Source organism: Thermodesulforhabdus norvegica, assembly GCF_900114975.1.
Lineage (GTDB): Bacteria > Desulfobacterota > Syntrophobacteria > Syntrophobacterales > Thermodesulforhabdaceae > Thermodesulforhabdus > Thermodesulforhabdus norvegica.
Map to the genome: position 1 here is coordinate 13,716 of NZ_FOUU01000015.1, position 25,631 is coordinate 39,346.

At 51.4% G+C, this 25,631-nt stretch carries 16 protein-coding genes and 3 tRNA genes; 11 read left to right on the forward strand and 8 right to left on the reverse strand.

The window, feature by feature from the left end:
* Window positions 1-160: 160 nt before the first annotated feature.
* From BM091_RS13350 to BM091_RS13365, 4 genes are read right to left on the reverse strand one after another with little or no spacing between them, the layout of a single operon-like run.
* A complete protein-coding gene (locus BM091_RS13350) occupies window positions 161-1,405 on the reverse strand; it encodes a thiolase family protein (RefSeq protein ID WP_093396488.1) in 1,245 nt (414 codons plus the stop codon).
* Window positions 1,406-1,425: 20 nt separating this feature from the next.
* Entirely contained in the window at window positions 1,426-2,307 is an 882-nt protein-coding gene (locus tag BM091_RS13355; RefSeq protein ID WP_093396490.1) for a 3-hydroxyacyl-CoA dehydrogenase family protein, read from the reverse strand.
* Window positions 2,308-2,322: 15 nt separating this feature from the next.
* The gene (locus tag BM091_RS13360) at window positions 2,323-3,486 is read right to left on the reverse strand and encodes an acyl-CoA dehydrogenase family protein (RefSeq protein WP_093396492.1); all 1,164 of its coding nucleotides are present in this window, start codon (window positions 3,484-3,486) and stop codon (window positions 2,323-2,325) included.
* A 16-nt stretch (window positions 3,487-3,502) separates the two neighbouring features.
* Entirely contained in the window at window positions 3,503-4,294 is a 792-nt protein-coding gene (locus BM091_RS13365) for an enoyl-CoA hydratase-related protein (RefSeq protein ID WP_093396493.1), read from the reverse strand.
* A 294-nt stretch (window positions 4,295-4,588) separates the two neighbouring features.
* On the opposite strand from BM091_RS13365, the gene recC reads away from it, so the two are divergent.
* The 3 genes from recC to recD are packed head-to-tail and all read left to right on the forward strand — an operon-like array spanning window position 4,589 to window position 13,351.
* The gene (gene recC / locus BM091_RS13370) at window positions 4,589-7,825 is read left to right on the forward strand and encodes an exodeoxyribonuclease V subunit gamma (RefSeq protein WP_093396495.1); all 3,237 of its coding nucleotides are present in this window, start codon (window positions 4,589-4,591) and stop codon (window positions 7,823-7,825) included.
* Window positions 7,826-7,838: 13 nt separating this feature from the next.
* The gene (recB, locus tag BM091_RS13375) at window positions 7,839-11,459 is read left to right on the forward strand and encodes an exodeoxyribonuclease V subunit beta (RefSeq protein WP_093396496.1); all 3,621 of its coding nucleotides are present in this window, start codon (window positions 7,839-7,841) and stop codon (window positions 11,457-11,459) included.
* Window positions 11,460-11,488: 29 nt separating this feature from the next.
* Window positions 11,489-13,351, forward strand: a complete 1,863-nt coding sequence (gene recD, locus BM091_RS13380) for an exodeoxyribonuclease V subunit alpha (RefSeq protein ID WP_093396498.1) — start codon at window positions 11,489-11,491, stop codon at window positions 13,349-13,351.
* Between the two features lie 4 nt (window positions 13,352-13,355).
* Here recD and BM091_RS13385 read toward each other — a convergent pair whose 3' ends face one another.
* From BM091_RS13385 to BM091_RS13400, 4 genes are all read right to left on the reverse strand, one after another.
* Window positions 13,356-14,117, reverse strand: coding sequence for a ComFC family protein (locus tag BM091_RS13385; RefSeq protein ID WP_093396499.1), 762 nt, complete (start codon window positions 14,115-14,117; stop codon window positions 13,356-13,358).
* Window positions 14,118-14,127: 10 nt separating this feature from the next.
* Window positions 14,128-15,495, reverse strand: a complete 1,368-nt coding sequence (locus BM091_RS13390; RefSeq protein WP_218148906.1) for a glycosyltransferase family protein — start codon at window positions 15,493-15,495, stop codon at window positions 14,128-14,130.
* Window positions 15,496-15,497: 2 nt separating this feature from the next.
* Window positions 15,498-16,373 carry an HAD family hydrolase gene (locus BM091_RS13395; protein WP_093396501.1) on the reverse strand — a complete coding sequence of 292 codons (876 nt, stop codon included), beginning with the start codon at window positions 16,371-16,373 and terminating at the stop codon, window positions 15,498-15,500.
* Window positions 16,374-16,655: 282 nt separating this feature from the next.
* Window positions 16,656-18,242: a glycosyltransferase family protein gene (locus BM091_RS13400; protein ID WP_143083153.1), complete on the reverse strand. Its 1,587-nt coding sequence runs from the start codon at window positions 18,240-18,242 to the stop codon at window positions 16,656-16,658.
* A 111-nt stretch (window positions 18,243-18,353) separates the two neighbouring features.
* Here BM091_RS13400 and BM091_RS13405 point away from each other — a divergent pair, with 111 nt between their 5' ends.
* The 8 genes from BM091_RS13405 to tuf all read left to right on the forward strand — a co-directional run.
* The gene (locus tag BM091_RS13405; protein WP_093396504.1) at window positions 18,354-19,637 is read left to right on the forward strand and encodes a glycosyltransferase family 4 protein; all 1,284 of its coding nucleotides are present in this window, start codon (window positions 18,354-18,356) and stop codon (window positions 19,635-19,637) included.
* A gap of 30 nt (window positions 19,638-19,667) precedes the next feature.
* Complete coding sequence (gene pyrF, locus BM091_RS13410) at window positions 19,668-20,375, forward strand: orotidine-5'-phosphate decarboxylase (protein WP_093396505.1); 708 nt, start codon at window positions 19,668-19,670, stop codon at window positions 20,373-20,375.
* A 5-nt stretch (window positions 20,376-20,380) separates the two neighbouring features.
* Window positions 20,381-21,742, forward strand: a complete 1,362-nt coding sequence (locus BM091_RS13415; RefSeq protein WP_245735384.1) for an HD-GYP domain-containing protein — start codon at window positions 20,381-20,383, stop codon at window positions 21,740-21,742.
* Window positions 21,743-21,745: 3 nt separating this feature from the next.
* The gene (gene priA, locus BM091_RS13420; RefSeq protein ID WP_093396508.1) at window positions 21,746-24,163 is read left to right on the forward strand and encodes a replication restart helicase PriA; all 2,418 of its coding nucleotides are present in this window, start codon (window positions 21,746-21,748) and stop codon (window positions 24,161-24,163) included.
* Window positions 24,164-24,223: 60 nt separating this feature from the next.
* Window positions 24,224-24,299, forward strand: a tRNA-Thr gene (locus BM091_RS13425).
* A 55-nt stretch (window positions 24,300-24,354) separates the two neighbouring features.
* A tRNA-Tyr gene (locus tag BM091_RS13430) sits at window positions 24,355-24,440 on the forward strand.
* Between the two features lie 93 nt (window positions 24,441-24,533).
* Window positions 24,534-24,610: transfer RNA gene (locus BM091_RS13435), tRNA-Thr, on the forward strand.
* 84 nt (window positions 24,611-24,694) lie between these two features.
* Window positions 24,695-25,631 (forward strand): elongation factor Tu (tuf, locus tag BM091_RS13440; RefSeq protein WP_093396510.1); only part of this gene is annotated, 937 nt, incomplete at its 3' end.

Consider the following 25,631-nt stretch of genomic DNA (forward strand, 5'->3'; position numbering starts at 1 on the left):
ATCCCCCTCTCTCGGTGACCCGTCCCTGATGCCGCAGTTCAGACCCTCTTTCTGGATCCGCCCGGGATTTTTCCTCAGGCGGTAGAATGTCCCGGAGCAACGGACTTCAGGGCTTCTGTGGCCTCCCCTTTGCAGTTGGTAAAAGGCGGTCCTTTCACGATCATTCGCCTGCTTCCATGACCGCCGCAATGCCCAGCCCCCCACCGCCGCAGATGCACTCGAGCCCGTACTTAACGCCCCGTCGCTTCATTTCGTGTAGCAGGGTTACAAGGACCCGGGTTCCGGTGCAGGCAATGGGATGGCCCAGAGAAATGCCGCTTCCGTTGACGTTTATCCGGTCGTAGTCCTTTTCATCGAGTCCCATCTGTTTCATGTCGGCAAGAACCTGAGCGGCGAAGGCTTCCTGGATTTCGATAAGCCCCATGTCTTCCAGTTTAAGACCCGTCCGTGACAGGACCTTTTTTACGGCAATGGGAACTGAGAGATAGGTTTTCCTGGGGTCGCAGGCAGCAACATCGCAGGCGAGAAACCTTGCCATGGGCCGAAGACCGAATTCCCGGGCCTTGCGCTCCGACATTACCAGCACGGCAGCGGCTCCGTCGTTTTCAGAAGAAGAATTTCCCGCCGTGCAGACCCCCCCAAGCACGGGTTTAAGCCGGGAAAGCTTTTCCAGGCTCGTATCTTCCCGGGGCGTTTCGTCCCGCTCGAAAAGAGTATCGCTTCCGTCGGATCCTCTGACTGGTACGGGTACAACCTCCTCCTGAAACTTCCCCTCTCTCCAGGCCCTGCAGGCATTCTGATGACTTCTCAAAGCCCAGGCGTCGCACTCCTCCCGGCTGATCCCTTCCTCCCGTGCCGCCGTCTCCGCCCACGTCATCATCGATTGCAGTACGCCGTAGCGTTCAATGGGCTGATGCATAACCCTGGCCCGCTGTATCCGGTCGTACAGCGGGATGCCCCAGATTTTAAGATCTCCATGTCCCCGGGGCATACCTTCCCGTCCTCCAATGCCCCATTTGATATGGCCGGGAAGATAGAACTCAGCATTGCTCATGCTCTCCACGCCGCCTGCAACGACCACTTCTGCCTGACCCGTGGCGATAAGGCTTGCGGCGTAACGGACGACTTCAAGACCGCTACAGCAGCGCCTGTCCAGGGTAATTCCGGGTATGGAATCGGGCCAACCGGCCTTAAGAAGGGCCATCCTGGCAATGTTTACGTATTCGCCGTTCTGGTAGGATTGCCCCATTACCACCTCATCAACCTGATCGGGAGACAGGCCGGCTCTGGCAACGGCTTCCTTCAGGACCAGTGCGGCAAGATCGTAGGCTTCAACACTTCTCAGCGACCCCAGATACCTCCCTACCGGAGTCCGCACCGCAGAAACAATGACCGCCTTTTCCATTTTTCTTCCTTTCCCGTTCTTTATTCGCTCGGACCTATTCTGTTTCCCTGGGCGTCGTAAACATACCAGCCTCGTCCGGTCTTTCGACCCAGATGCCCCAGCTGGATCTTCCTCCTCAGTATGGCGGGAGGATACCATCTGGGGTCCTTTGTTTCTTCGTACATGGCCATCAGGGCCCCGTAGGTGACATCCAGCCCTACCATGTCGCCCGTTTCAAAGATTCCCATGCGCCGGCCTGAAGCGAGCCTGAGGCCTTTGTCTATGTCCTCGACGGACGCTATCCCGGCCTCCACGAGTCTCATGGCTTCGAGGCTTGCGCAGAAGTTGATTCGGTTTATGAGAAAGCCGGGTATGTCTCTATGGACCAGAATGGGTTCTTTACCCAGAGAAATGACAAACTTTCTGGCCGTCTCAAAGGTTTCATCACTTGTTGTCATAGCCCGGATTACTTCAACCGCCTGCATCATGGGGACGGGGCTGAAGAAGTGAAGTCCCAGTACACGATCCCGTCGATTTGTTACCGAAGCAAGTGTGGTTATGGGGATAGCACTGGTGTTGCTGGCAAGTACGGCGTGTTCCGGAAGAATCCGGTCGAGTTTTTGAAAAACCTCCTTTTTCAGATCGATGTTTTCGAAGACGGCTTCAATGGCCAGGTCTGCTTCAGATGCGTCTTCGGCTTCCATGGTTGGGGTAATACGGTCCAGGACTTTATCCACGGGTTCCCTGATAATGCCCTTTTCTGAGAACTTCTCCAGGGACCAGCGTATATTTCCCGTGGCTTTGTCAAGGGCTTCCCGGGAAATGTCGCACATGATAACCGAGTAGCCTGCCTGAGCGGATACCTGAGCTATGCCGCTTCCCATGAGGCCTGCGCCCATCACAAAGACTTTTTTTATCGTCATGGTTGCAACCTCCTTTTACTCGTATTCCCTGAGTAGCTGTCTGGCTATGACGAGCCGCTGAATTTCGCTGGTGCCTTCGTATATTCTCATAAGCCGCACATCCCGATAGAAGCGCTCAATGGGGTAGTCCTTCATGTAGCCCATGCCTCCGTGGATCTGCACGGCCATGTCGGCCACACGGTTGACCATTTCGGTGCAGAAGAGCTTGACCATTGCAGCCTCCTTGGTAACGGGAGCACCCGTGGTGTCTCTGAGCCAGGCGGCGTGATAGAGCATCTGCCGTGCGGCATAGATCTGCGTTGCCATGTCGGCGAGCATGAACTGGATTGCCTGAAATTCGGCAATGGGCCGTCCGAACTGGACTCGCTGTTTTGCATAGCGTACGGAAAGATCCAGAAGCTTCTGGGCAGCCCCGACGGCACAGGCTCCCATGGTCAGGCGTCCCCGATCCAGCACCTTCATGGCCGTTTTGAAGCCTTGACCGATCATGGCGTCTCCGCCGATGACGTTTTCCTTCGGGACGATGCAATCTTCGAAGATCAGCTCCGCCGTATGGCTTCCCCGAAGCCCCATCTTTTTCTCTATCGTTCCCACATGATAGCCGGGGAAGGTTCTTTCGACTATGAAGGCCGTAATGCCGCCACGGGCACGTTTTTCCGGATCCGTTACGGCAAAAACGGTGGCAACATCGGCAATGTCGCCGTTGGTTATGAAGTGTTTTCGACCGTTTATTACCCAGTGGTCACCTTTGAGTTCCGCTCTGGTTCTTATGGCTGCGGCATCCGATCCGGCTTCTGGCTCCGTGAGAGCAAAGCAGGCGGTCCATTCTCCCGATGCGATTTTGGGAAGATATTTTCGCTTCTGTTCTTCCGTTCCGTCGATAACAATTCCCTGAGAACCGATCCCGTTGTTGGTGCCTATCCTTGTGCGAAAGCATGCGTTGGTCTTGGAGAGTTCTTCATAGACGAGGCATTCTCCCAGGACTCCCAGCCCCAGGCCTCCGTACTCTTCGGGGATGGAGAGGCCGAAGAGGCCGAGCTCCCGCATTTTTTGAACCACCTCTTCCGGAATTTTATCTTCTTCTTCGACCTTCTGGCTGATAGGCTCAAGCTCCCTTTCCACGAACTTCCGAACCGTCTCCGCCATCATCCGATAATTTTCAGGGATGGTGAAATCCATATCCAGCTCCTCCTTTTTATCTTCCGGTCCACCGGGGTTTTCTCTTTTCCGCAAAGGCTCTTGCCCCTTCCATGTAGTCTTCTGACATCCGCAGTGTGGTCATTCCGGGGAAGGCTACCGTAAGGGCTTCCTGTAGGGGTAGGTTGAGACTTCTCAGCGCCGCTTCCTTGGTGGCCCGAAGGGCCACGGGAGAGCACGCCAGCATATCCTCCGCCCACTTTCTGGCACAGGCCATGAGTTCTTTAAGGGGGACAACCTCGTTGACTATCCCAAGCCGGTGTGCTTCATCGGCCGTGATACGCCGGCCTGTCAGGAGCATTCCCATGGCAATATGGTGGGGAACGTAGCGGGGAAGTCTCACCACTCCTCCCGCCGCCGCCATTGCACCCACACGGGGCTCCGGAAGGCCGAAGTAGGCATGATCTGCCGAAACAATCACATCGCAGGCAAGGGCGATCTCGAAGCCTCCTCCGAGAGCAAGCCCGTTTACTGCGGCAATGATTGGCTTGAAGCAGGTGGTTCTTCGGGTTATACCGCCAAAGCCTCCTTTAAGGGCTTCGATCTCCCGTCTGAGTGCGTCTGCTCCGTGTTCGGCCTGCCATTTAAGGTCGTTTCCTGCGCAGAAAGCTTTTTCTCCTTCGCCTGTGATAATAGCTACCCATAGCTCCGGATCCTCTTCAAAGGCGTTGAAAATTTGATCCAGTTCACGGCAGGCCGGCGGATGTAAAGAGTTCATGACGTCAGGGCGGGAGATGGTAACAATGAGCAGGTGGTCTTCACGGCTAACCTTTATAAATTGCCATTCCATTGTCCGTTTTCCTCCCTTTTTCTCTAAAGCCCGAAGGGGGGTGTTTTTGCAGGGCGGCAGGTTTCTGGTGGCATGGTGTTTATCCCGGATTCTGGACTATACTACCTTCCGTTTGGTCGAATAACTTGTAGCCGATTCCGCAACCCCTGTCAAGGAAAATTCAAGACAGGGGGCCAGAAAATTCCGGTAGCCGGCTATGGTTTTGGAGATTGGTCATCCTTCTGTAAAAATTAACAGGAAAACCGTATAAAAATGTGGGCGGTCGGAGAATTATTGAATCTGTGAGTAAGGGTTATGCTTCGTGTCGTGCGGAGTAACAGAACGGAAAGGCTTTTAGATCACCTGCTCGAAGAAATCTGCAAACCCCGGGATCCCCTGATCCAGGAAGTCATCGTGGTGCAGGATATGGGGATGGCCAGGTGGCTGACCCATCGAATTGCAGAGTTCGCGGGTGTGGCTGCAAACCTGGAGTTTATCGTCCCGGCAGAGCTGGCCCGCAGGATCTACCGGGCATGGTTTGGTACGGAGGCTGTGTCATCAGAGTGGAGTAAAGACTTTCTTTTCTGGTCCGTCCTTCGCGAGTTGCCCGCGTTATCAGAAATTCCGGAGTGCCGGAGAATAAAGGAATATCTCGGGAACGTAAACGACTGGACAAGAAGATACCAGCTGGCAAGGCGAATTGCAGAGGTCTTTTACAGATATCTCATATATCGTCCGGAAATGATAATCCGCTGGGAGGCAGGCAATATACCGGAAGAGCTCGATGGAAAACATGTTGATCTTGGCTGGCAGGTGGTGCTGTGGAAGAAGATCGCGGCTTCCACGGCAGTGCCTCATCAGGCGAGGCTTTACGTCCAGTTCTGCAAGCATATCGACGAGGGAAAGGAACCCATTGAACCGGAGGCACTCCCGAGAAGGGTCTTTGTTTTCGGGGTAACTGCCCTTGCCCCGGTCCATGTGGATTTACTCGAGGGGCTTTCACGCTTCTGCGATGTAACCATCTATCATCTTAATCCCTGTCGCGAGTACTGGGGCGACCTATCCGCAAAAGATCGGGATTTTCGCTACAGGTTACTGGACGAAATGGCCGGTGTTGAAGATTTCTACAGTGATCAGCCTAACCCCATAATGGCTTCCTGGGCTCAAGCGGGCCGCTTCCTGCTGGATCGCCTTATCTGTGTGGAGGAAGCCGAACAGGTTGATTGTTTTGAGGAGCCTTCGGGAGATTCCATGCTCGGAGCTTTACAGCTGGACATTTTGAACCTTCAGCTCAAGAGCGGCGATAACCCTCCGCCTGAAACTGATCGGTCCATACAGATTCACGTTTGTCACAGCCCGATGAGGGAGGTTCAGGTCCTCCACGACCGAATTGCGGCTCTGCTTGTGGAGCGTCCGGACCTTAATCCGGAAGATTTTGTTGTGATGGCCCCGGACATTGACGTTTACGCTCCCTATGTTGAAGCGGTCTTTGGTACCAGGAAAGACCCCGAAATACCCTGGAATCTTTCCGAGAGACTGCCCATCATGGAGGATCCCTTACTGGAAACCCTTCTGGAGCTTTTGAGGCTTCCGAAATGGCGTTGTACCGCCACGGAAATCATGTCCATTCTCGAAAGGACGCCGGTAGCCCGCCGATTCGGCCTTGACGATGTACCTCCTGACGCCCTGCGGCGCTGGGTTAAAGAAACCGGCATACGCTGGGGTATTGACGGGGCCATGAAGGCTGAAATCGGTCTTCCCGGAGAAAAGGCCAATACCTGGCGTATGGGTCTTGAAAGGCTCATTGCCGGATATGCCCTCCCGCCGCAGGAATGTTTCTTTGAAGATGTTCTTTCCTATCCTCATGTTGAAGGAATGGATGCCGACGCTGTGGGAGGACTATGGGAGCTTATCGAGTCCATTTCCTGCTGGAGAAAAAAACTTTCGGAGTCCTATTATGCCGATGAATGGCAGGTTCTTTTAAACGATCTTCTGGAGGATTTCTTTTCTCCGGATGCCGAAACGGAAGTATCGCTTAACCGATTTCGCCGTGCCGTTGACGCTTTTTCCGGGTCTGCTAAGGAAGCCGGTTTTGGTGAAAGGGTGCCCGTGAGTTTTGTTGAATCCTTCATAAAGGATTTTCTTTCTTCTGCTCCCGGTATGAAACGCTTTCTTTCCGGTGGCGTAACCTTCTGCAACCTTACGCCCATGAGAGCCATACCCTTCAAGGTCGTATGGATTCTTGGTATGAACGGCAGGGATTTTCCCAGAGCCGACCGGAGCCCCGGTTTCGATCTGGTGGCGGCCCGTCCGAGAAAAGGAGATCGTTTCAGGTCCTGGGAAGACCGCTTTCTTTTCCTCGAAGCCTTTATCTCGGCCCGTGAAATTTTTGCCGTAAGCTACATCGGGCGCGACATAAGAGACAACAGCGAAAAAGTACCGTCCGTTCTTGTTCAGGATCTCATGGATGCAATAGACAGGAAATGGCCGTCTCATGAGAAAACTTCCAGAAGGTGCATTATCGAGCATCCCTTACAACCTTTCAGCCCTCGAATCTACTCCGGCTCCAACGATAAACTCTTTTCCTACGACTCCCTGTGGTGTGTTGATTTCACGGAAAGGCGGGAGACATCGCTTAAACCTTTTTATGACGAAGAACTGAAACTCAATGGGGACGGCAAGAACGAGGTAATCGAGATAGACAGGCTGGTGAGGTTTTTTGAGAATCCGGCCAGGTACTTTCTGGAAAACACTCTTCAGCTTGCCCTTCCCCATGAAGAAGGGGTGCTTGACGACCTGGAACCTTTTAACATCAGCCCTCTTGACAGGTATGTCTTAACGGAAGAGGCAGTATGGGAAATCCTTGAAGGATATGACCCTGGGGAGTTCCTTGAAAGAAAGCTTCGTGCAAGAGGGGTTGTACCTCATGGTGAGGCAGGTCGTATCTGTTCGGAAGGAATTTTTAGAGAAGCCGAAGCTCTGGCCGGGAAAATTGAGGAACTGACCCAGGGGGTCAAGCCCGGAAAACGGCATCTGCAGATCGATATCGACGGGTTGAGGCTGGAAGGGGTGATTTCCGGCGTTACGGCAAAGGGTTGTTTGCTTTTCAGACCCGGGAGGATTCGCGGTAAAGATAGAATAAGGTTGTGGATATATCATCTCCTTTTGTGTTGCCTTTCCGATGCCAGCGGAGACGTTGTCAGCATCTTCGTCGGAAGAGAAAATGAAAAGATGGCCGTCAGGTATGTTCAAAACGCCGGGGATCATCTCAGGACGCTAATTGCCTATTGGGAGCTGGGCAAGAAAAGGCCCCTTCCTTTTTTCCCCGACTCGAGCTGGAAGTATGCCAGGGCGGTTTTTTCGGGTGATCTGAAAGACGGGTCTCCCGAAAAGATCTGCGGAAGCGAATGGAAGGATAGTTTCAACAAAAAGGGTGAATATTACGATCCTGCCGTCAGGATTGCCTTTAGAGGTCGTGAAGCGCTGGATGATTGTTTTTGCAGGGTTGCTTTGGAAATTTTCGGCCCTGTCCTTGAACATGTCGAGGATTGAAGAGGTTTAGGAAATGACCTTATGCCCTGACAAATTTGACGTTCTGAAGTTGCCTTTAAATGGGGTTCACTGCATTGAAGCAAGTGCCGGTACGGGAAAGACTTACAGTATAGTTTTTCTCTTCCTTCGCCTCCTGATGGAAACAGAGTTGAAGGCAAACCAGATTCTGGTCGTTACTTACACAAATGCGGCAACGGAGGAGATCCGTGGGCGGATCAGGGAAAGGCTCGCAGAGGTAATAAGGTTTCTGGAGGACGGCACGGAGCCTCAGGATGCACTCCTTTCAGGATTTTGTAAAAACCTGCCTGCTAAAAAAGAAGCTATTCTTCTTAAGCTTCGGCAGGCTCTCTCCGGTATCAACGAAGCTCCTATCTGGACCATTCACAGCTTCTGCAGAAGAGTGCTCGAGGAGTTTGCCTTCGAGAGCGGAATCGCCTTTGATGTTGAATTCGTCGAAGATGATTCGGAGCTTTGGCTAGAGGCGGTTGCCGACTTCTGGCGAAAGAAGATGGCAGAAGGGTCGGCAGAAGAAATTGCCTGGATAATGGCAAAATTCCATGGCCCCGAGAGGTTGTGGGAAAAAATCAGGTTTCTCGTGCGACCGGATCTGATTGATTTAAAGCCCTTTGCCCCATTGCTGTTGGGGTTAAAGGTGGAAGGCTGTTTCGATCGTCTCGTTAAAAAATTTCTGGAAATGAGAGAACTCTGGAAGGCCTCAAAAAGTGATATTCTTGAAATTCTGATGGAGGATAATAGGCTTAATCGCAGGTCTTACAGTAAAAAGGTCGTTGAAAAAGGCGTAAAGTCCATGGAGGCCTTCCTTCAGGGTTATCCTGCACCGGTACTGCCGGACTACTTTGAGCTATTCACCAGAAGCAAGATCCTGGAAAAAACCAGAGCAGGGTATAGGAACGATCCTCCAGAGCACAGATTTTTCGATCTCTGTGAGGATTACGGAAGGCTCTTTGAAAAAGTTTCAGAGGCTTTTTATCAGAAGCTACTGCTCGATGCCCGGGATTTTGCAGTCGAAAGGGTTCGCAGGCGCAAAACAGATGAAGGACTTTTTTCTTTCGATGATCTGCTCACTGAACTCGATCGGGCTCTTGCCGGGTCTTCCGAATCAAGGCTGGCAGAGGCCATAAGATCTCGTTATCCCGTAGCTCTTATTGATGAGTTTCAGGATACCGATTCCGTCCAGTACAGAATCTTCCGGAAGATTTACGGTTCCGGGCGCAGTAAGAGGTCCTTCGTCTGTGTCATCGGCGATCCAAAGCAGGCGATTTACGGCTTTAGAGGGGCCGATGTTTTTGCCTATATGCGTGCAAGACGCCCGGAAAATGTCGATTCTCTGTGGACGATGGACACCAATTGGCGCTCCGGGGAAAATCTGGTCAGAGCCATTAACGAGATCTTCGGGTCTCATCATGTTCCCTTCGTCTACGAGGACATTCCTTATTACAGGATAAAAAGTGGGCTCCAGGGAGCGGATACGGAACTTATCGTTGACGGCAGAGCCTCTACGGCTTTCTGCATCAGGTTTCTGAGCAGAAGGGCAGTAGGTCTTGACGATAAAAGACCCATACCGAAGGGTGAAGCGGAAAGGAGTATAGCCCGGGACTGCGCCGCCAGTATTGCCGATTTGTTGCGCCTTGCCTCCAGAGGGAAGGTTCTGTTGGGCGAAAGAAAACTGGAACCCTCGGACATTGCCGTTCTGGTACCGAACCACAGGCTCGGCTCCATGATACAGGAGGCCCTGAGGGAGTTCAATGTGTCCAGCGTTACGGTGAGTCGGGATAGTGTTTTCGATTCTGAGGAAGCCGCCGAGCTGGCTCTAATTCTGGACGGTGTCGTCAATTGTGGTGATTCCAGGCGGGTGCGTGCAGCCCTTGCCACCGAAATGATGGGACGGACGGCCGGGGAGATAGCCGGACTCAATTGTGACGATGACAAGATGGGCCAGGTGCAGAGCAGGTTTGTGGAATATCTACAGCTCTGGCAGAGGTCGGGGTTTCTTGTCTTTTTCATGGACTTTCTGAGGAAAGAAGATCTCGTGCGGCGACTTGCCGGAATGCCCGCCGGAGAAAGGCGTCTGACCAACCTTTTGCACCTGTCGGAGCTAATTCATCGGATTGATACGAAACATCGGAGCGTCGACCTTACGATGAGGTGGTTCCGTGAGAAAATCAGGCTTGCTTCGGAGAACGGAGGAGAGGAAGAGCAGTTGCGTCTGGAAAGCGACGAAAACCTGGTACAGATACTTACCGTACACAAAAGTAAGGGACTTGAATTCCCCGTCGTCTTCTGCCCCTTTCTATGGTGGGAGATGGATCCGTCAAGAGCGAACCGGGATGTCCGGATTTACCACGACCCTGACGAACTAGACTTACGGGTAGAAATCGGGACGGCTTCGTCGGGAAAGGGCGTAGAACTTGCGCAAAAGGAACGCCTTGCGGAGTCCGTGCGCCTTGCCTATGTAGCGCTTACCCGTGCCAGATCGAAATGCGTTATGTACTGGGGTCCCATAAGGTATTCTTCTATGTCGGGCATGGGATGGGTGTTATTCGGGGGTGCTGTGGCGGGCTCGGAATACCCCGGGTGTGCCGTGGACGAAGCCGACGAGGAGGGAATGCTCGAGCTCTTTAGGAAGCTCGTTGATAATTCTGACGGAACTGTGAAACTCGAAATCATCAATGAAATAAGATCCGGAGATGAGGGGGCAGAGAAAGTTGAGTCCGATTCCAGAAGGGCCCCTCTTGCGGCACGAAGTTACACGAGAAAGGCCGAAATTCCCTGGCTCGTCTCCAGTTACTCCGGTCTGGTTTACGAAACGGAGCCGGAGCTTCCCGATTTCTGGCTTGAAGGCTCTTTAGTGGGGGAAGAAAAGGTAGAGGAAGGGGTGGTCGATCCGGTCTTTGCTTTTCCTTCGGGTTCTCGTGCGGGCTCCTGTATTCACGAAATTTTTCAGAACATAGATTTCCCGAACGCGGATGACGGGGAAATAAGTAAGGTGGCCCGGGAAGTTCTACCGCGCTATGGGTTTGACCCGGAAGTCTGGCTTGAAGGCGCCAGGCTGATGGTCAGGAACACCCTGGATACAAAGCTGAACCCTGAAGGGATCAAACTCAGGCAGATAGGTAAGAATAACCGTATTAGTGAAATGGAGTTTTACTTCCGGCTGGATAAACTTTGGCCGGACGATTTGAGAAGGATTCTGGAACCTTATCCATTCTATCGGGAGAGCCTGGATGGTCTGGGGCTGGAACCTTTCAGGGGGCTCATGCACGGCTACATAGACCTGATCTTCAGGTGGGAAGACCTTTATTATATCGTTGATTACAAAACCAACCACCTTGGCAGTGGGCAGGAGTATTACGAGAGGACTTTTCTGGAAAAAGCCATGATCACCCACCGCTATCCCCTGCAGATTCTGATATACACGGTGGCCTTGCATCGTTATCTGAAGGTGTGCCTGAAAAACTATAACTACGATAAACATGTAGGCGGTGTCTTCTATCTGTTCTGCCGGGGAATGAAACCGGAAACCGGCGAGAACTACGGGGTTTTTTATGAAAAGCCTTCCGGAGAACTCGTTGAAGCTCTGGACAAATCGTTTTCAAATCTTTTCGTTTGTTAACCCGTCCGGCCGTTACCGGAGGATCCGGAATGATCCATAAATTGAGACCCTTCGTTGAAAAAGGAGTAATTCGCCCTCTGGACTGGTACTTTGCCAGATGGTTAGGAGATAAAACTGGCAATGGGACCGAGGGATTGCTGCTTTCGGCGATGCTTGCAAGCTGGCGCCTGGGTCAGGGTGATGTTTGCGTGGACCTGAAGGACTACGCAGGGCGGGAATTTTGTGTCGAAACCGACGAGGGCCCTCTTTCCATAAGTTTCCCCGAGCTCTCCGTCTGGCTCGATGACCTGAAAAAATCCCCTGCCGTTTTTGTCGATCCCGGGGTCGTCGATGAAGGGAAAGTGTTTTCAGAAGCCAGACCACTGGTTTTATGCGGTTCCAGGGTTTACATCGGGCGCTACTGGGCTTACGAGGTTGCCCTTGCGGGCGCCCTGAAAAAACTTGCTTCCAGGGAAAGCGATGTTGAACTCAACGAGGTCAGAAAGGTTCTCGATAAATTGTTCGGATCCGACGCGGATACGGGGCCAGACTGGCAGAAGATTGCGGTTGCCACGGCTGTTATGAGGCATCTTACGATAATATCGGGAGGACCTGGAACGGGAAAAACTCACACAATTGCGGCAACAATTCTGGCACTGTGCAGTATTTACAGGAATTCACTCAGGATTGCCCTTGCGGCTCCGACGGGCAAAGCTGCCGCAAGAATGATGGAGTCTCTCAGGAAGGCCCTTCGACATTTTGGCTGTGCCGAAAAGTTCGAGCAAGTAATACCCGGTGAGGCGACAACGCTACACCGCTTAATCGGCATGAGAGAAGGCTTGAGCCGGGCACGTCACAATCCTGATAATCCTCTGCCGGCCAACGTACTTATTGTGGACGAAGCGTCCATGGTGGATCTTCCCATGATGTACAGAACGGTTTCCGCCCTTAAGCCGGAAGCCCGATTGATTCTGCTGGGTGATAGGAATCAGCTTGCTTCGGTAGAAGCCGGAAGTGTCTTTGCCGATCTGTGCGGTAGAAATCAGGAACCACAGTACGGTGAAAGCTGGGCGAAGAAGCTTGAGATCGCCACGGGAACAACCGTGCCGTTAAGGGGTACAGGGGGAAGCGTTCTTGATGACTGCATTGTTTTTCTCAAAAAGAATTATCGCTTTTCCGAAAACAGCTCCATAGGACGGCTGGCCTCAATCATCTGTGACGGTGGAGACGTGACCGATGTTCTGCTTGATCGTGACGGATCGGGTGACGGCTCCGTTCGATTTCGGAATCTTAAAGCTGGAGAGGCATTAACGGCCGATCTGGAAAGGGTCACGAATGAGTGGTTTGAGGGGCTTTTCAGGTGTTCTTCCGAGGATGATGCGTTGAAGCTGTTCGAAAAGTCCAGAATTCTCTGTGCCCATCGGGACGGGCTGTGGGGTGTTTCCAGAATAAATCGACTTATCGAAGAAATCCTCACGTCGAAGGGGGTAATAAAGCCTTTTTTGAAGCACTATCATGGAAGGCCCATACTGATTACGAGAAACAACTACGAAGTTGGCCTTTTTAACGGAGATGTCGGAATAGTGTGGAGGGACGGGAGAGGGCGACTGGTAGCCTGCTTTAGAGAAGCCGGTGGAGGCATAAGAAAGGTCGGGATTTCCCGCTTACCGGAACACGAGACGGCTTTTGCCATGACGGTACATAAAGCGCAGGGGTCAGAATGCGACCGCATACTTTTCATCATGCCCCATGAGGAAAGCCAGATCCTGACCAGAGAGCTCTTTTACACGGCCGTGACCAGGGCAAGGAGTTATGTTGAAATCTGGGGAACGATGAAGGCCGCTTCTGAAGCAGTATCACGAAGGACCAGGCGTGCTTCCGGGCTTTATGAACGCATTACGAACCAGAGATGATCCTTTAGGAGTGGCCACTTCTCGCTACCGTAAGCCCGCAGACCCGGGCCGCCCCGGCCCTTTTAAGTACCTTTGCCGTTTCTACCAGCGTGGTTCCCGTTGTAACCACATCATCTATCAGGAGAATCGATCTGCCCCGGATTTGCTCCAGTGCCCTTTCGGAAACCGCAAATGCTCCTATCAGGTTGTTCCGCCTTTCTCTACCGCTCAGCTTTACCTGCGGAATGGTGTTACGCCTTCGTATCACTGCCTTTGGGTTGACGGGGATACCCGTCCTTTTTGCCAGAAACCCTGCAAGAAGAGCAGACTGGTTGTACCCTCTTTCTTTAAGCCTTTCCCTGTGGAGTGGTACCGGAGTGATGAAATGGAACGCTTCATTTCCGAAGTGACGGCGGAATCCTTCCAGAAGGATTTCGCCGAGAGGATTCAGAAGGTATAGTGCCCGGGAATACTTAAATCGCACGATGAGTTCTGCAACGACCCCCTCGTAAAAGCAGGCGCTCCTTACATTGTCAAAGGGAGGCTCGTTAAAACAGTCGCCGCAGAGCGGAGGAGTCAAGCCGCCAGGGCTTAAACCCAGAGGTCTCCCGCATCTGCGGCAAAAAGAACCGGCAAACCAGGGTAGATTTTCAAAACAGCTTTCGCACCATCCTCCACGCCCGTGGCCGAATACACCGCATCCCGGGCAGGGTTGAGGTGCCAGCACTTCAACTACAAGACCGACAATCCCGCTCAGTACTCTTTTGAGAAAAAATTTCTGCTCCATCGTCAGCCTTTCAGTTGAGAAGTCTCCTTTTCTCCGCCTCTATCACGTCAACCAGTTCGAACATTATGTTGGGAAGCTTTCGAATGACCCGTTCCCAGGATACCGTCTGAGGCGTTTCGAAGAGCTGCTGGCTGCTTCTACGGGCCACATCGGATATGGTTTTGAGAATCCCCTGTTTTACGTAAGGCTGGAACTCTTCGTGACCTGCCACGAAGGATATGAACCTGTCCGATAACCTGTAAGGCGATATGAGAATGTCACCGGCGTAAAGCAGGGCATCCTTGAAGACCTCGTGAACCATCCATTCCTCGAGGTTGGGATCGTAATCGAGTCCGCAGAAGGCCGCGTTGTCCGAGTACATTTTTATAAGGTTATCGGCTACGTTTAGATAGGTTACCGTAAGGTCCCTGATAAAGTGATCGGATATTTCCATACCTTCTTCAATAACCAGCGAACTGAGAAGGGTTGTGGTTATGTCAACGGCCATTTTGTAAAGACCCTTTTCCCGATTATCTGCAGATACGGGCTGGTGTTTGTGATCAAAGGGTTCGTGAGATATTTCAACCTGGGCTATATTGGTAGCCTTTCGGTAAACTTCAATAAGTGTGAAAATCTCCACCCCCCAGTTCATCGCAAAGTGCATACGCTTCAGAAGCCCTGCGTCAAAAACAACTTCGCCGGAGAGCTGATAGTTGAAGTTCAACAGAAAATCGACCATTCGGAGAATTTTTTCCTCCTTGGTTTCGGTGAATTTTCTCTTAAGGGCGATGAGAAGCGGATCCAGAAGGAGCCTCTTTACCCGACCGTAAAATTGCCCGTTTTTGAGGCGTGCGTAATAGGCTTTGGAAAACTGATAGTTCAGCACCTGAACGGGATAGAATAACCTGTTTAGCTGATCGCATTTGAAGGTTCTTATGTCTGCATCGATTAATCCGACGGACTGGGCTCCAAGTGCAAGAGCAATTCCGAAGGACATGAACATGTTGCGTCCTTTTCCGCGAACATGAAGCCCAAAGCCGGCTTCGGAAAGCTTGTTGTAAAGCTCCGAAAAACCAGGGCCGTCGTTGTGCTGTATTATGCAGTTTCTCAAATCGTATCTTCTTATGAGCTCTGCCAGCTCCCTTGCCTCTTCCTCTGTTGCCATGTCAAGACCGAAAATTATGTGGGATAAATAAGTCGCATCCTGTAGCTCTTTGAGAATTCTTTCGAAGACCGGCCGATTTTCTTCCTCTGTGAATTCGGTTGCAAGAAGAGGGATTACGAGAACGGCCTTCTTCCATCGAGAGTGCAATTCCAGCTCTTTTATCATATTGGGTTGTTCCCGGGTTAGCAGATAAAAAGTCGTGATTTTCGTATGTTTCTGCGCAAAATTGGACATACCTATCCTCCCTTCAGGAATCTTTGAATGAGTTTTTTCAGGTCAAAAAAGGATCCGGCGGAGGCGTCTGCGTCAGCACTCTTTGCGTCGGAGGAACTGCCGGTAAAGAGAACGGTCGTGAACCCGTAAGGTTTTGCTGCTGCCATGTCGTTTTCCGGATCGTTTCCCACTACCCACACATGCCGGGATTCAAGGCCGAGACGCCTGATCTGGGTTTCCACGTACCTGAAAAAATATGGGTCCGGTTTGGCGTAACCAAGAGCGTATGAACAGATTACGATTTGCGGTGTGAGATAATCTGCAAGATTTACATTGAGAACCCACGATAGCACGGGAAGTGTGTAGTACTGCGCATTGGTGACGAGGCCCACGAGGATTTTTTCGCGATTCAAAAAAGACCACAGCTCCAGGACACCTTCGAAGTGTGCAACGGGGTTGGCCTTAAGCTCACGGTAAAGCCCTATTTTTCGGGCATCCTCCTCAAAACGGGATCTTTCGGGAACGGTTTCTTTCAAGATCCTGTCCCATATCCTTTCAACCAGGACTTCTGCCCGCATGATCCCGAGCCGGCGGCATCGTGAATGTTCTTCTTCTATGTAGTCAAAGAATAAAGTATGCCATCTGGCTCCAATCTCGGAATTGAAGCCGAAGCGAAGAGCTGTATCAACGAAGCTGGAACTGTCCGACTTGCGTCGCCTCTGCTCTTCAAGGTCACCTATGGTAGATCTTACCAGTGTGTCGTAAACATCGAAAAGAACCGCCCGGGGAACCGGTAAATCATCTTGCAGCCACAGGCTCTCGCGTCCTCGCACAGCAGGGGGCCTTGAAAAGTCCGCAAAGACATCCTCGTATTTGCCCGGAGACTCAAATAAACTCATCGGCCCTTCGCTCTCCAAAACGGTTGCTTCGATATTTTGCCTTGTGCCGGGATACCGAAGTTAACGATCCGGCCCTGATTTTGATCGGCCGAAAATTTTACCGTTGAGACTAAGATCCGAAGATCAGTCCCGTATCCGAATAGATCGTGCGACTCATTTTAGCGCTCTGAGGTATAGCTGTTCAAGGTCATAGTAATTCGATTGCAGAAGCATCTGCATGAGCTGGCTGTAAGGGTGGCCTCTCAGGCCCTTAAGAGAGAAGCCGCGTCGGTTGCAAACCTTTTAGCTTTTTATGTTCCATCCTCCAAAAAGAGGGCGAAAATAGACGGGATCCAGAAAATCTGCCAGGACGCGCCTGGAAATGTTAACAGACGGAATATCCCGGTTATCGGGATTTATGGTAAGGCTTATTGCATTGTAAAGGCGTCTGGCGTGAGCATTGGGGCCGAGCGATTCTTCAACTTTATGTAGGAAATTCGTCCCGCCACCGGCAGGATGTCTGGGAAAACCGTTTAGCCGGGCGATGTCCCGCCGGATTGAGACGTCCCGGGCCGACCTGACTACGCGGAGCTGTGCGGATAAATCCAGGGCTCCAAAGTCGACGGCCTCATCAGAATAGACTTCCCGGACACGCTGGAGAAACCTTGAAATGCGATCCCTTTCCAGGCCGAAAGTTTTGCCGATAAAAACTCCGAGTTTTTCCGCCGAAGCCGCATGCCTTTCTCTCTCGTCCTTTTCTACCGGAACGGGAAAGGTTTCGTAGAGCACTTGAGCCGGAAAACCCATCGGTACAAAGTCATCCGTGATGAATGGAAGGTTTCTTCCCAGAATAGGGCAACCCTTCAGCAGGCCCTCCAGAAAGGCGAAACCAAAACCTTCCAGAAGTGATGTGGTCAGGACGCACTCTGAGATGCCGAAAAGGTGCTCAAAGGGAAAATGTTTCCCCACGAGCTCGTCTCCGAAACCTATTACCACGGGCAACCCCGACTCTCTTACCAGGTTTTTTATGCACTCGGCATAGGGGCGCTCCTGCTCGGAGGTAGCATCCAGAGTTATAAGGACATTTCTGGGGTCATCGTAGAGCATGGATAATAGAATTCCTTCAAGTACATTTTTTCGCCGTATTAACCTGACTGGCATAAGAAAGTAAGGGCTACCCTTTAAATGGCGGTATCCTCTGGATTCTGCGTAGGCGTCAAGGGCATCATAGACCCTTTCGAAGGCTTTCCCCTCGGGTTTCGGTGAGCCCGGCCGGGTGGTGACCACATTCGGTAGCCAGAATACGCGCTCGGAGGGAATTCCCGAGGCTTCCAGCCGCCCTGCATCAGACCGGTTGAGCACGGCGTAGGACACATTCGGGAAGGGAGGGTAAAAGTCGTCGAGGCCGCCGTTTTTCCAGCAGAGTTTTAATCGGAGCAGATTTTCCAGTCGGCCGCATTCGGCAAAATCGTGAATGTGATAGAGAAAGGCGGCGGGAAGCTTCTCTTTAAAAGATATTTCGGCTGCCCGATACCATGATGCGGTAACCAGCGGGTTTTTTCCCAGTGTTACATTGTGAATCCAGAAGACCGTGGGTTCGCCTTTTGCCAACGAAAGAATCGCCCTGGCGACTTTGAAACAATCATCCCGGAAGGATTTTTCATCTTCCCAGGGTTCGCTGCGGTAGCCCATACGCCTGTCCACCGTAACTCCTGACACCGGTACTTCAAGGGACTTTACGAAGGAATCCAGGTCATCCGGGCTTCCGCTCATTATGTGCAACCGGATATTTTCAAGCAAACCGGCGGCACCAAGTGCCCTGATACTGCCCGTGATGGCAGATCTCACACCGCCTCGCAGAAAGTGGTAGTGGAAGATGATTAAATTCATGCTTTATTATCTGGCATATCCCATCAGGTTGTTTATTATATAAAGCGTTTACCGAGGGCTCCATAAGGGGCACTGGATTTTATCCGATCTCATAGGGAGGCGCAAACTTTTATGCTACGTATCGGCTTCATATCAACACGATTTGCGGGTGTTGATGGTGTGTCTCTTGAATCCAGTAAATGGGCGGAGGTTCTTGAGCGGGCAGGTCACAGGTGTTACTGGTTTGCAGGGCTCGTGGATCGAGATCCCGATTTTAGCTATGTCGTGCCGGAAGCCTTTTTCTGCCATCCAGACATCCAGTGGATTAACACCGAGGTTTTCGGTAAGAGAAACAGGTCGAGAAGGGTGACCGAGAAGATACACCAGCTGAGAGACAAGCTGAAAGAGCATCTCCATGAATTCTTGCGGAAATTTTCCATCGATTTAATCATAGTGGAAAATGCCCTGACCATTCCTATGAATGTACCTCTTGGCCTCGCCATAACGGAACTGATAGCCGAGACGGGAATTCCCACGATAGCCCATCATCATGACTTTTATTGGGAAAGGACGAGGTTTTCCGTAAACGCCGTGGGTGACTATCTTAGGATGGCTTTTCCGCCTCACCTCCCGTCAATCCGCCATGTGGTAATTAATACGACCGCTCAGGAAGAGCTTGCCCACAGGACCGGTATTTCCTCTACGGTTATTCCAAACGTGATAGAGTTTGAAAAACCGCCCGAAATTGATCCGGAGAAAACGCTCAAGTTTCGGAGAAGCCTGGGTATTGCCGACGACGAATTCATGATACTTCAACCTACCAGAATAGTTCAGCGGAAAGGAATTGAATGGGCTATTGAGCTTGTGCGTGAGCTCCGGGATCCGCGATGTAAGCTGGTAATTTCTCATGAGGCCGGCGACGAAGGATACGAGTATGCCGAATGGCTTAAACAATTTGCCGAGGACAACGGCGTGCCTCTTATAATGGTCAACATGAAGATAGCAGACCCTCTGATTATAAAGAACAACCACTCGAGCTGTGCTTTATCGGATGGGGAGATTTTTACGCTGTGGGACATTTACCCTCATGCCGACTTCATCACCTATCCCAGCCTTTATGAAGGCTTTGGAAACGCCTTTCTGGAAGCGGTTTATTTCAAGAAACCTCTCCTTATAAACCGTTACGCGGTTTTTGCACGCGACATAGAACCTATGGGATTTCGCCTCGTGGTTATGGACGGTTTCCTGACAAAGAAAAATGTTGAAGAAGTGAGAAAGATTCTTTACAACCCTGACTACTGTCGTGAAATGGTGGAGCACAACTACGAGGTCGCTTCGCGGCATTTTTCTTACACGGTTCTCAAAAAGAGGCTTCAGTCCATACTCGTTTACTTTTTCGGTGCCGAATCTGTATGAGACTCCGTTGATCTTTTGCAGGATGGGATCATGTACCGAAAGGATATACCCCTTGAAGAGCGATTAATCCTGGCACTGGATGTGCCATCCGTTGACGAAGCAAGAAGCTGGGTCAGAAGTTTGGATGGAATTGTGCGTTTTTACAAGGTCGGCCTTCAGCTCTTTCTTGCCGGTCATTTTTCTTTTGTGGATGAACTGGTAGAAAGCGGTAAAAAGGTCTTTCTCGATCTCAAGCTTTTTGACATTCCCAATACCGTGGCGAAAGCCATGGAGCAGATAAACCTCCACGGTGTCACTTTCACTACGGTTCATGCAGAGTCGGCAATACTCAAAGCCGCCGTGGAAGCCGCACCGAAGGTGGGGATCCTTGCCGTAACGGTTCTTACCAGTATGGATCAGGAGGATCTCAAGGCCATAGGGGCGGGGGCGTCCCTTGAAGACATCGTGATCGCCAGGGCGAGCCTTGCAGCCAGAGCCGGCTGTTTCGGCGTGGTTGCTTCCGGTAAGGAGGCTCACGCCATAAGGCGCACTTTGGGTGACTCGCTGGTTATCGTTACGCCGGGTGTAAGACCGGCCTCCTCATCGGACAGGGGAGATCAAAAGCGGGTGGTTACTCCGGAAGAGGCCGTAAAAAACGGGGCCGATTACATCGTGGTGGGAAGACCTGTACTCAGGGCCAGAGATCCTTTAGGTATGGTCGAAAAAATAATGGAAGAACTGAAACAGAGCCTTGATTGATTAAAGTGCTTGGGAAAGTCCTTGAATCTATAGTTTCAATTCTGGGTGGAGAAAAGCGCAGGAAAAAGGACTTGCGGGTTATAAGCGCCGCCGACATCCGCGTGGGCATGAAGGTCAGGATTCCTCTGAACTGGTTTCGCCATCCTTTCTGGAAATCGACTGTTTACATCCGAAATCAGGAGGATGTAGAACGAATACTCGCTCTGGAGTTACCCTTTCTGTTGGAGGTTGTGGATCGGAAAGACACACAACCAGGTAAGGATGCCGGGGAGAGCGAGAGGCCCGAAGATGATAAAGAAGCGATGACTGCCGAAGATGATGTAGCCGGGGAAGTTCACGAGACAGATCGGAGTTTGTCTGCGTCGGCTTCTTCCGTCCCGGAAAAGAAGGCTTTCTCCGCGAAGGTTCATCATCTCAAGGTTCAGCAGTGTCAGAAGGCCTATCATGAAAAATTGGTGGAAATAAAAAAGCTCATACAGGGTGTGCTTTCTTTTTCCGAGGAAACGGTTAAAGAGGCCAACCGAACGATAGAAGTCATGGTTTCTTCGCTTCTGGCAGATCCCGAGGCCGTTGTTTTTCTGATAAATGCGAAGAAGAAAGCCGATGTTATCTTCCATCACGCTCTTAATACCTGCATGCTGGCATTGCTCTTAGGGCGGGATGCCGGACTTACCGGCGAAAGCCTCTGTCATCTCGGAGTGGGTGTGCTTTTTCACGACATTGGTAAGTTAAGAATCCCAAAATCAATTTTGTACAAAGAAAAACCGTTAACACCTGCCGAAAAACAATTCTATCGGCTTCATCCCGACTATGGAGTGGAAATAGCATCCCGTGTGAGCGGCATTTCTCCCGAGGCCACGATGATCATAAGGGATCATCATGAGCTTCTTGACGGAACGGGTTATCCCAGAGGGCTCACGGAAAAAGAAATTAACACCCTCGTTAGAATTACAACCATCGTGAATCTCTACGACAACTACTGTAATCCCCGTAATCCCGAAAGGGCCTTCACGCCTCACGCCGCATTGGCCCATATGTACCGAAAACTGTCGCAAAAATTGGATCGCCTTTTATTGGAGCGTTTCATAAGGTTAATGGGTGTTTTCCCGCCCGGGACGCTGGTTGAGTTGAATACCGGTGATGTCGGAGTGGTAATTGCCAGGGCTCACTGGTCTCCCAAACATGTCTCCGTGATGCTTTACGACCCGAACGTACCTTCTTCAAAGGCCCCCATCGTCTCCATTGGGGAATCTCCTGAAGTAAAGATTATTCGATCGCTAAGACCTGCCGATATCCCCCCCGAAGTTTATCAATACCTGAGCCCCTCCTTCAGGGTCTCCTACATGCTGGATACCTGGACAAAGTAGGATATGTTCGCCCGAGTTCAACTGCTTACAGGCCTTGATAAGAGCCTTACCTATGAAGTTCCCGAGAATCTGGCGGAAGAGGCGCTTCCGGGAAGAAGGGTCATAGTGCCCGTAATTAAAAGCCAACAGCTGGGAATAATTGTTAACAAATTCAATGCCCTACCGGAAAACGAACAAATCGGTCGAATCAGAAGGATGGTGGCCTGTCTGGATGACGGCCCCGTCGTTCCTGAGGACCTGTTGAAGTTGTGTATTTGGGCTTCAGAATATTATGTTTACCCACTGGGACTGATCCTCAGGGCTATATTGCCCGAAAGACTCAGAATGAAACCCAGGCTCTACTATCGGTTGGAGATACCGGAGGCTCTACCGGAGGAGGTAAGGAGTATTTTCTTCAGGAGGGGGAGGGAGGGAGTTGCGTCCCGTGAAGCACTGGCACGAGCCGGCATTAAAAGCTGGACCATCCGCCGATGGGAAAACCGTGGAGTCCTTTCCCGGATCTTCCTTCTTCCCTCGACTTCTTCGCCGAAAAGGTTGCGGAGGGTCGTAAGGATTTTGTGCAGCCCCGATCAGGTTGATGACCGAAAATTTCACGAAATTATGCTCCCTCTTTTTAGCTCCTTCCCGGGATCGGTGGATTACTCAACGGTGCGGGAAAAGCTGGGTAATAATTACCGCTACTGGATAAGAAAATGGGTCAAAAAGGGCTGGATAAAGGAAACCGAGGAAGAGGATACTTCTGTTTTAGAATCGATTTATGCGCAGGATGTTCCGGTTGAGGGGCCTTTTGAGCTCACGAATCATCAAAAGACCGTCATGGAGCAGGTTCTCGATGCGGCCGAAAAAGGCGGATTCAGTTCTTTTCTTCTTTATGGTGTTACGGGCAGTGGAAAGACCGAAGTTTATCTCAGGCTCTGTGAGCGTGTTCTCGCCCGAGACCGCGGAGTGCTTGTCCTTGTTCCCGAAATAGCTCTGATTACTCAGATGGAGGCCCTTTTCAAAAGCCGGTTTGGGAATAGTGTGGCCCTGTGGCACAGCGGTCTTGAGCCCGATGTGAAGCTGGATCAGTGGCGTGCGGCCAGGGACGGTCTGAAAAGGATTGTCCTTGGGGTTCGATCGGCCGTTTTTACCCCCGTACGTAATTGTGGGCTGATCATCGTGGACGAAGAACATGACTCATCCTACAAGCAGGACGACCGCTTCAGGTATAACGCCCGTGATGTCGCCATAATGAGAGCGGACATTTTGGGGATTCCGATACTTCTCGGGTCGGCTACGCCTTCTGTTCAGTCTTATTTTGACGCCAAAACGGGGAAATACCGGTTGCTGGTCCTTCCCGAACGGATAAGAAGCGGCGAAGGCGGTCAAGACGATACCATGCCCGTGATTGAAGTCGTCGACATGCGCAGGGAAAAAGGTGGGAAAATCCTGTCCGGCAGACTACGAGAATTGATGATAGCAAACTACCAAAAGGGAATGCAGACACTGCTTTTCCTGAACAGAAGGGGATTTGCCGCGTGTGCTCTCTGCGGCCGCTGTGGCCATATGGTGGAGTGTGATCTTTGCAGTGTTGCAATGACCTATCACGCCGGCGAAAATGTGCTCAAATGCCACTACTGTGGGGCAATAAAAGAGGTTCCTACGGTATGTCCGAAGTGTGAAAAAAGTGTGCTCGTCTTTCTGGGTATAGGGACCGAAAGGGTGGAAGCAGAAGTCCGAAAGCTTCTGCCCGGCGCCCGTATCGAGCGCATAGACAGGGATACCGTAGAAAATATGGAAATTCTTGTGAAAAAACTTAATGCAGTGCGCAGGGGAGAGGCTCAGGTCATTGTGGGAACTCAGATGCTGTCCAAGGGGCATGATTTCCCGGGGATAAGTCTGACCGGGGTAATTCATGCCGACCTGGGCTTCGGGCTTCCCGATTTCAGGGCCGGTGAGATTACTGCCCAGCAACTGTTTCAGGTAAGTGGGCGCCCGGGAAGAAGGAAAACCAGAGGCCATGTGATTATCCAGACCTATAATCCCGAGCATTATATTTTCAAAGCCCTGAGTTCTCACGCCTATCAATCCTTCTGTGACCTGGAGCTGAAATCGAGAAAGATTCTTTCCTATCCGCCTTTTGTGAAAATGGCGAGGGTGATCTGCACATCCAGAGATCGAGATGAAGTTTACCGGGCAGTGCACGAACTGGGATCTTTTATGAGGCGAATTGCTAAAGAAGGTGTGCAGATTCTGGGGCCTGCCCCTGCGCCTTATTTTAGACTGAGAGGCTTGTATCGGTGGCACATTCTTGTGAAAAGTAAAACCGGCAGAGAGATGAGCGAGTTACTTCGGGTGATTGCCGGTTACGATGCACTGAATTTATGGAGGCGTCGAGGGGTTGCTTTTGCAATCGATAGAGACCCGATGCTTTGTTTGTGAGCCCCAATGCCGTCTTGACGATGCTGGAGTTATCGTTATATAAGAAATGACAGCTATGGAGCTGGCGTAGCTCAATCGGTAGAGCAGCTGATTTGTAATCAGCAGGTTGCGGGTTCGAGTCCCATCGCCAGCTCCAGAATAAAAAATCTTGCAAAGCACCACAAAAGCTGATATAGTGGTGCGGCTTGGGTGGAGAGGTTCCCGAGCGGCCAAAGGGAGCAGACTGTAAATCTGCCGGCATACGCCTTCGGAGGTTCGAATCCTCCCCTCTCCACCAGATAAACATGTAGGAGACGGTGGCGACCGGGATGGGCCATTGTCGATGAACTACATGGGTGGAAGTTAAAAGTGAGAAGATAAGAGTACGGAAGCCCACGTAGCTCAGGAGGTAGAGCACTTCCTTGGTAAGGAAGAGGTTCACCGGTTCGAGCCCGGTCGTGGGCTCCATTTTTTTTGTCCAAACGACGGTGGGCAAAGAAGTCAGGGTAGCCGGGGCGGCGAGTTTTACTCAGGCGTTAGGAGGAGACGGCGATGGGAAAGAAGAAGTTTGAGAGGAAGAAGCCTCATGTGAATGTGGGAACGATAGGACATATAGATCATGGTAAGACGACGTTGACGGCGGCGATAACGAAGCAGTTGGCGAAGAAGGGTTTTGCGGAGTATGTGCCTTTTGATCAGATAGACAAGGCGCCTGAGGAGCGGGCGAGGGGGATAACGATAGCGACGGCGCATGTGGAGTATGAGACGGAGAAGCGGCATTATGCTCATGTGGATTGTCCTGGTCATGCGGATTATATCAAGAACATGATAACGGGTGCGGCACAGATGGATGGAGCGATATTGGTGGTGGCTGCGGATGATGGACCGATGCCTCAGACGCGGGAGCACATATTGTTGGCGAGGCAGGTTGGGGTGCCTTATATAGTGGTGTTTTTGAACAAGGTGGATATGGTGGATGATCCTGAGTTGATAGAGTTGGTGGAGTTGGAGGTTCGGGAGTTGTTGAGCACCTATGGTTTTCCTGGTGATGAGGTTCCAGTGGTGAAGGGTTCTGCGTTGAAGGCGTTGGAGGCGGATGATCCTGATAGTGAGGATGCGCGTTGTATATTTGAGTTGATGGATGCGATAGACAATTACATACCGGAGCCTGTGCGTGATGTGGACAAGCCTTTTTTGATGCCGATAGAGGATGTGTTTTCGATAAGCGGTCGAGGGACGGTGGTTACTGGTAGAGTGGAGCGAGGTGTGATCAGGGTTGGAGATGAGGTGGAGATAGTAGGTTTTGGACCGACGATAAAGACGGTTTGTACTGGTGTGGAGATGTTTCGTAAGGTTTTGGATGAGGGGCGAGCTGGTGATAACATAGGTATATTGCTTCGTGGTGTGAAGAGGGATGAGGTTGAGCGTGGTCAGGTGGTGGCGAAGCCTGGTAGTATAACGCCTCATACGAAGTTTAGGGCTGAGGTGT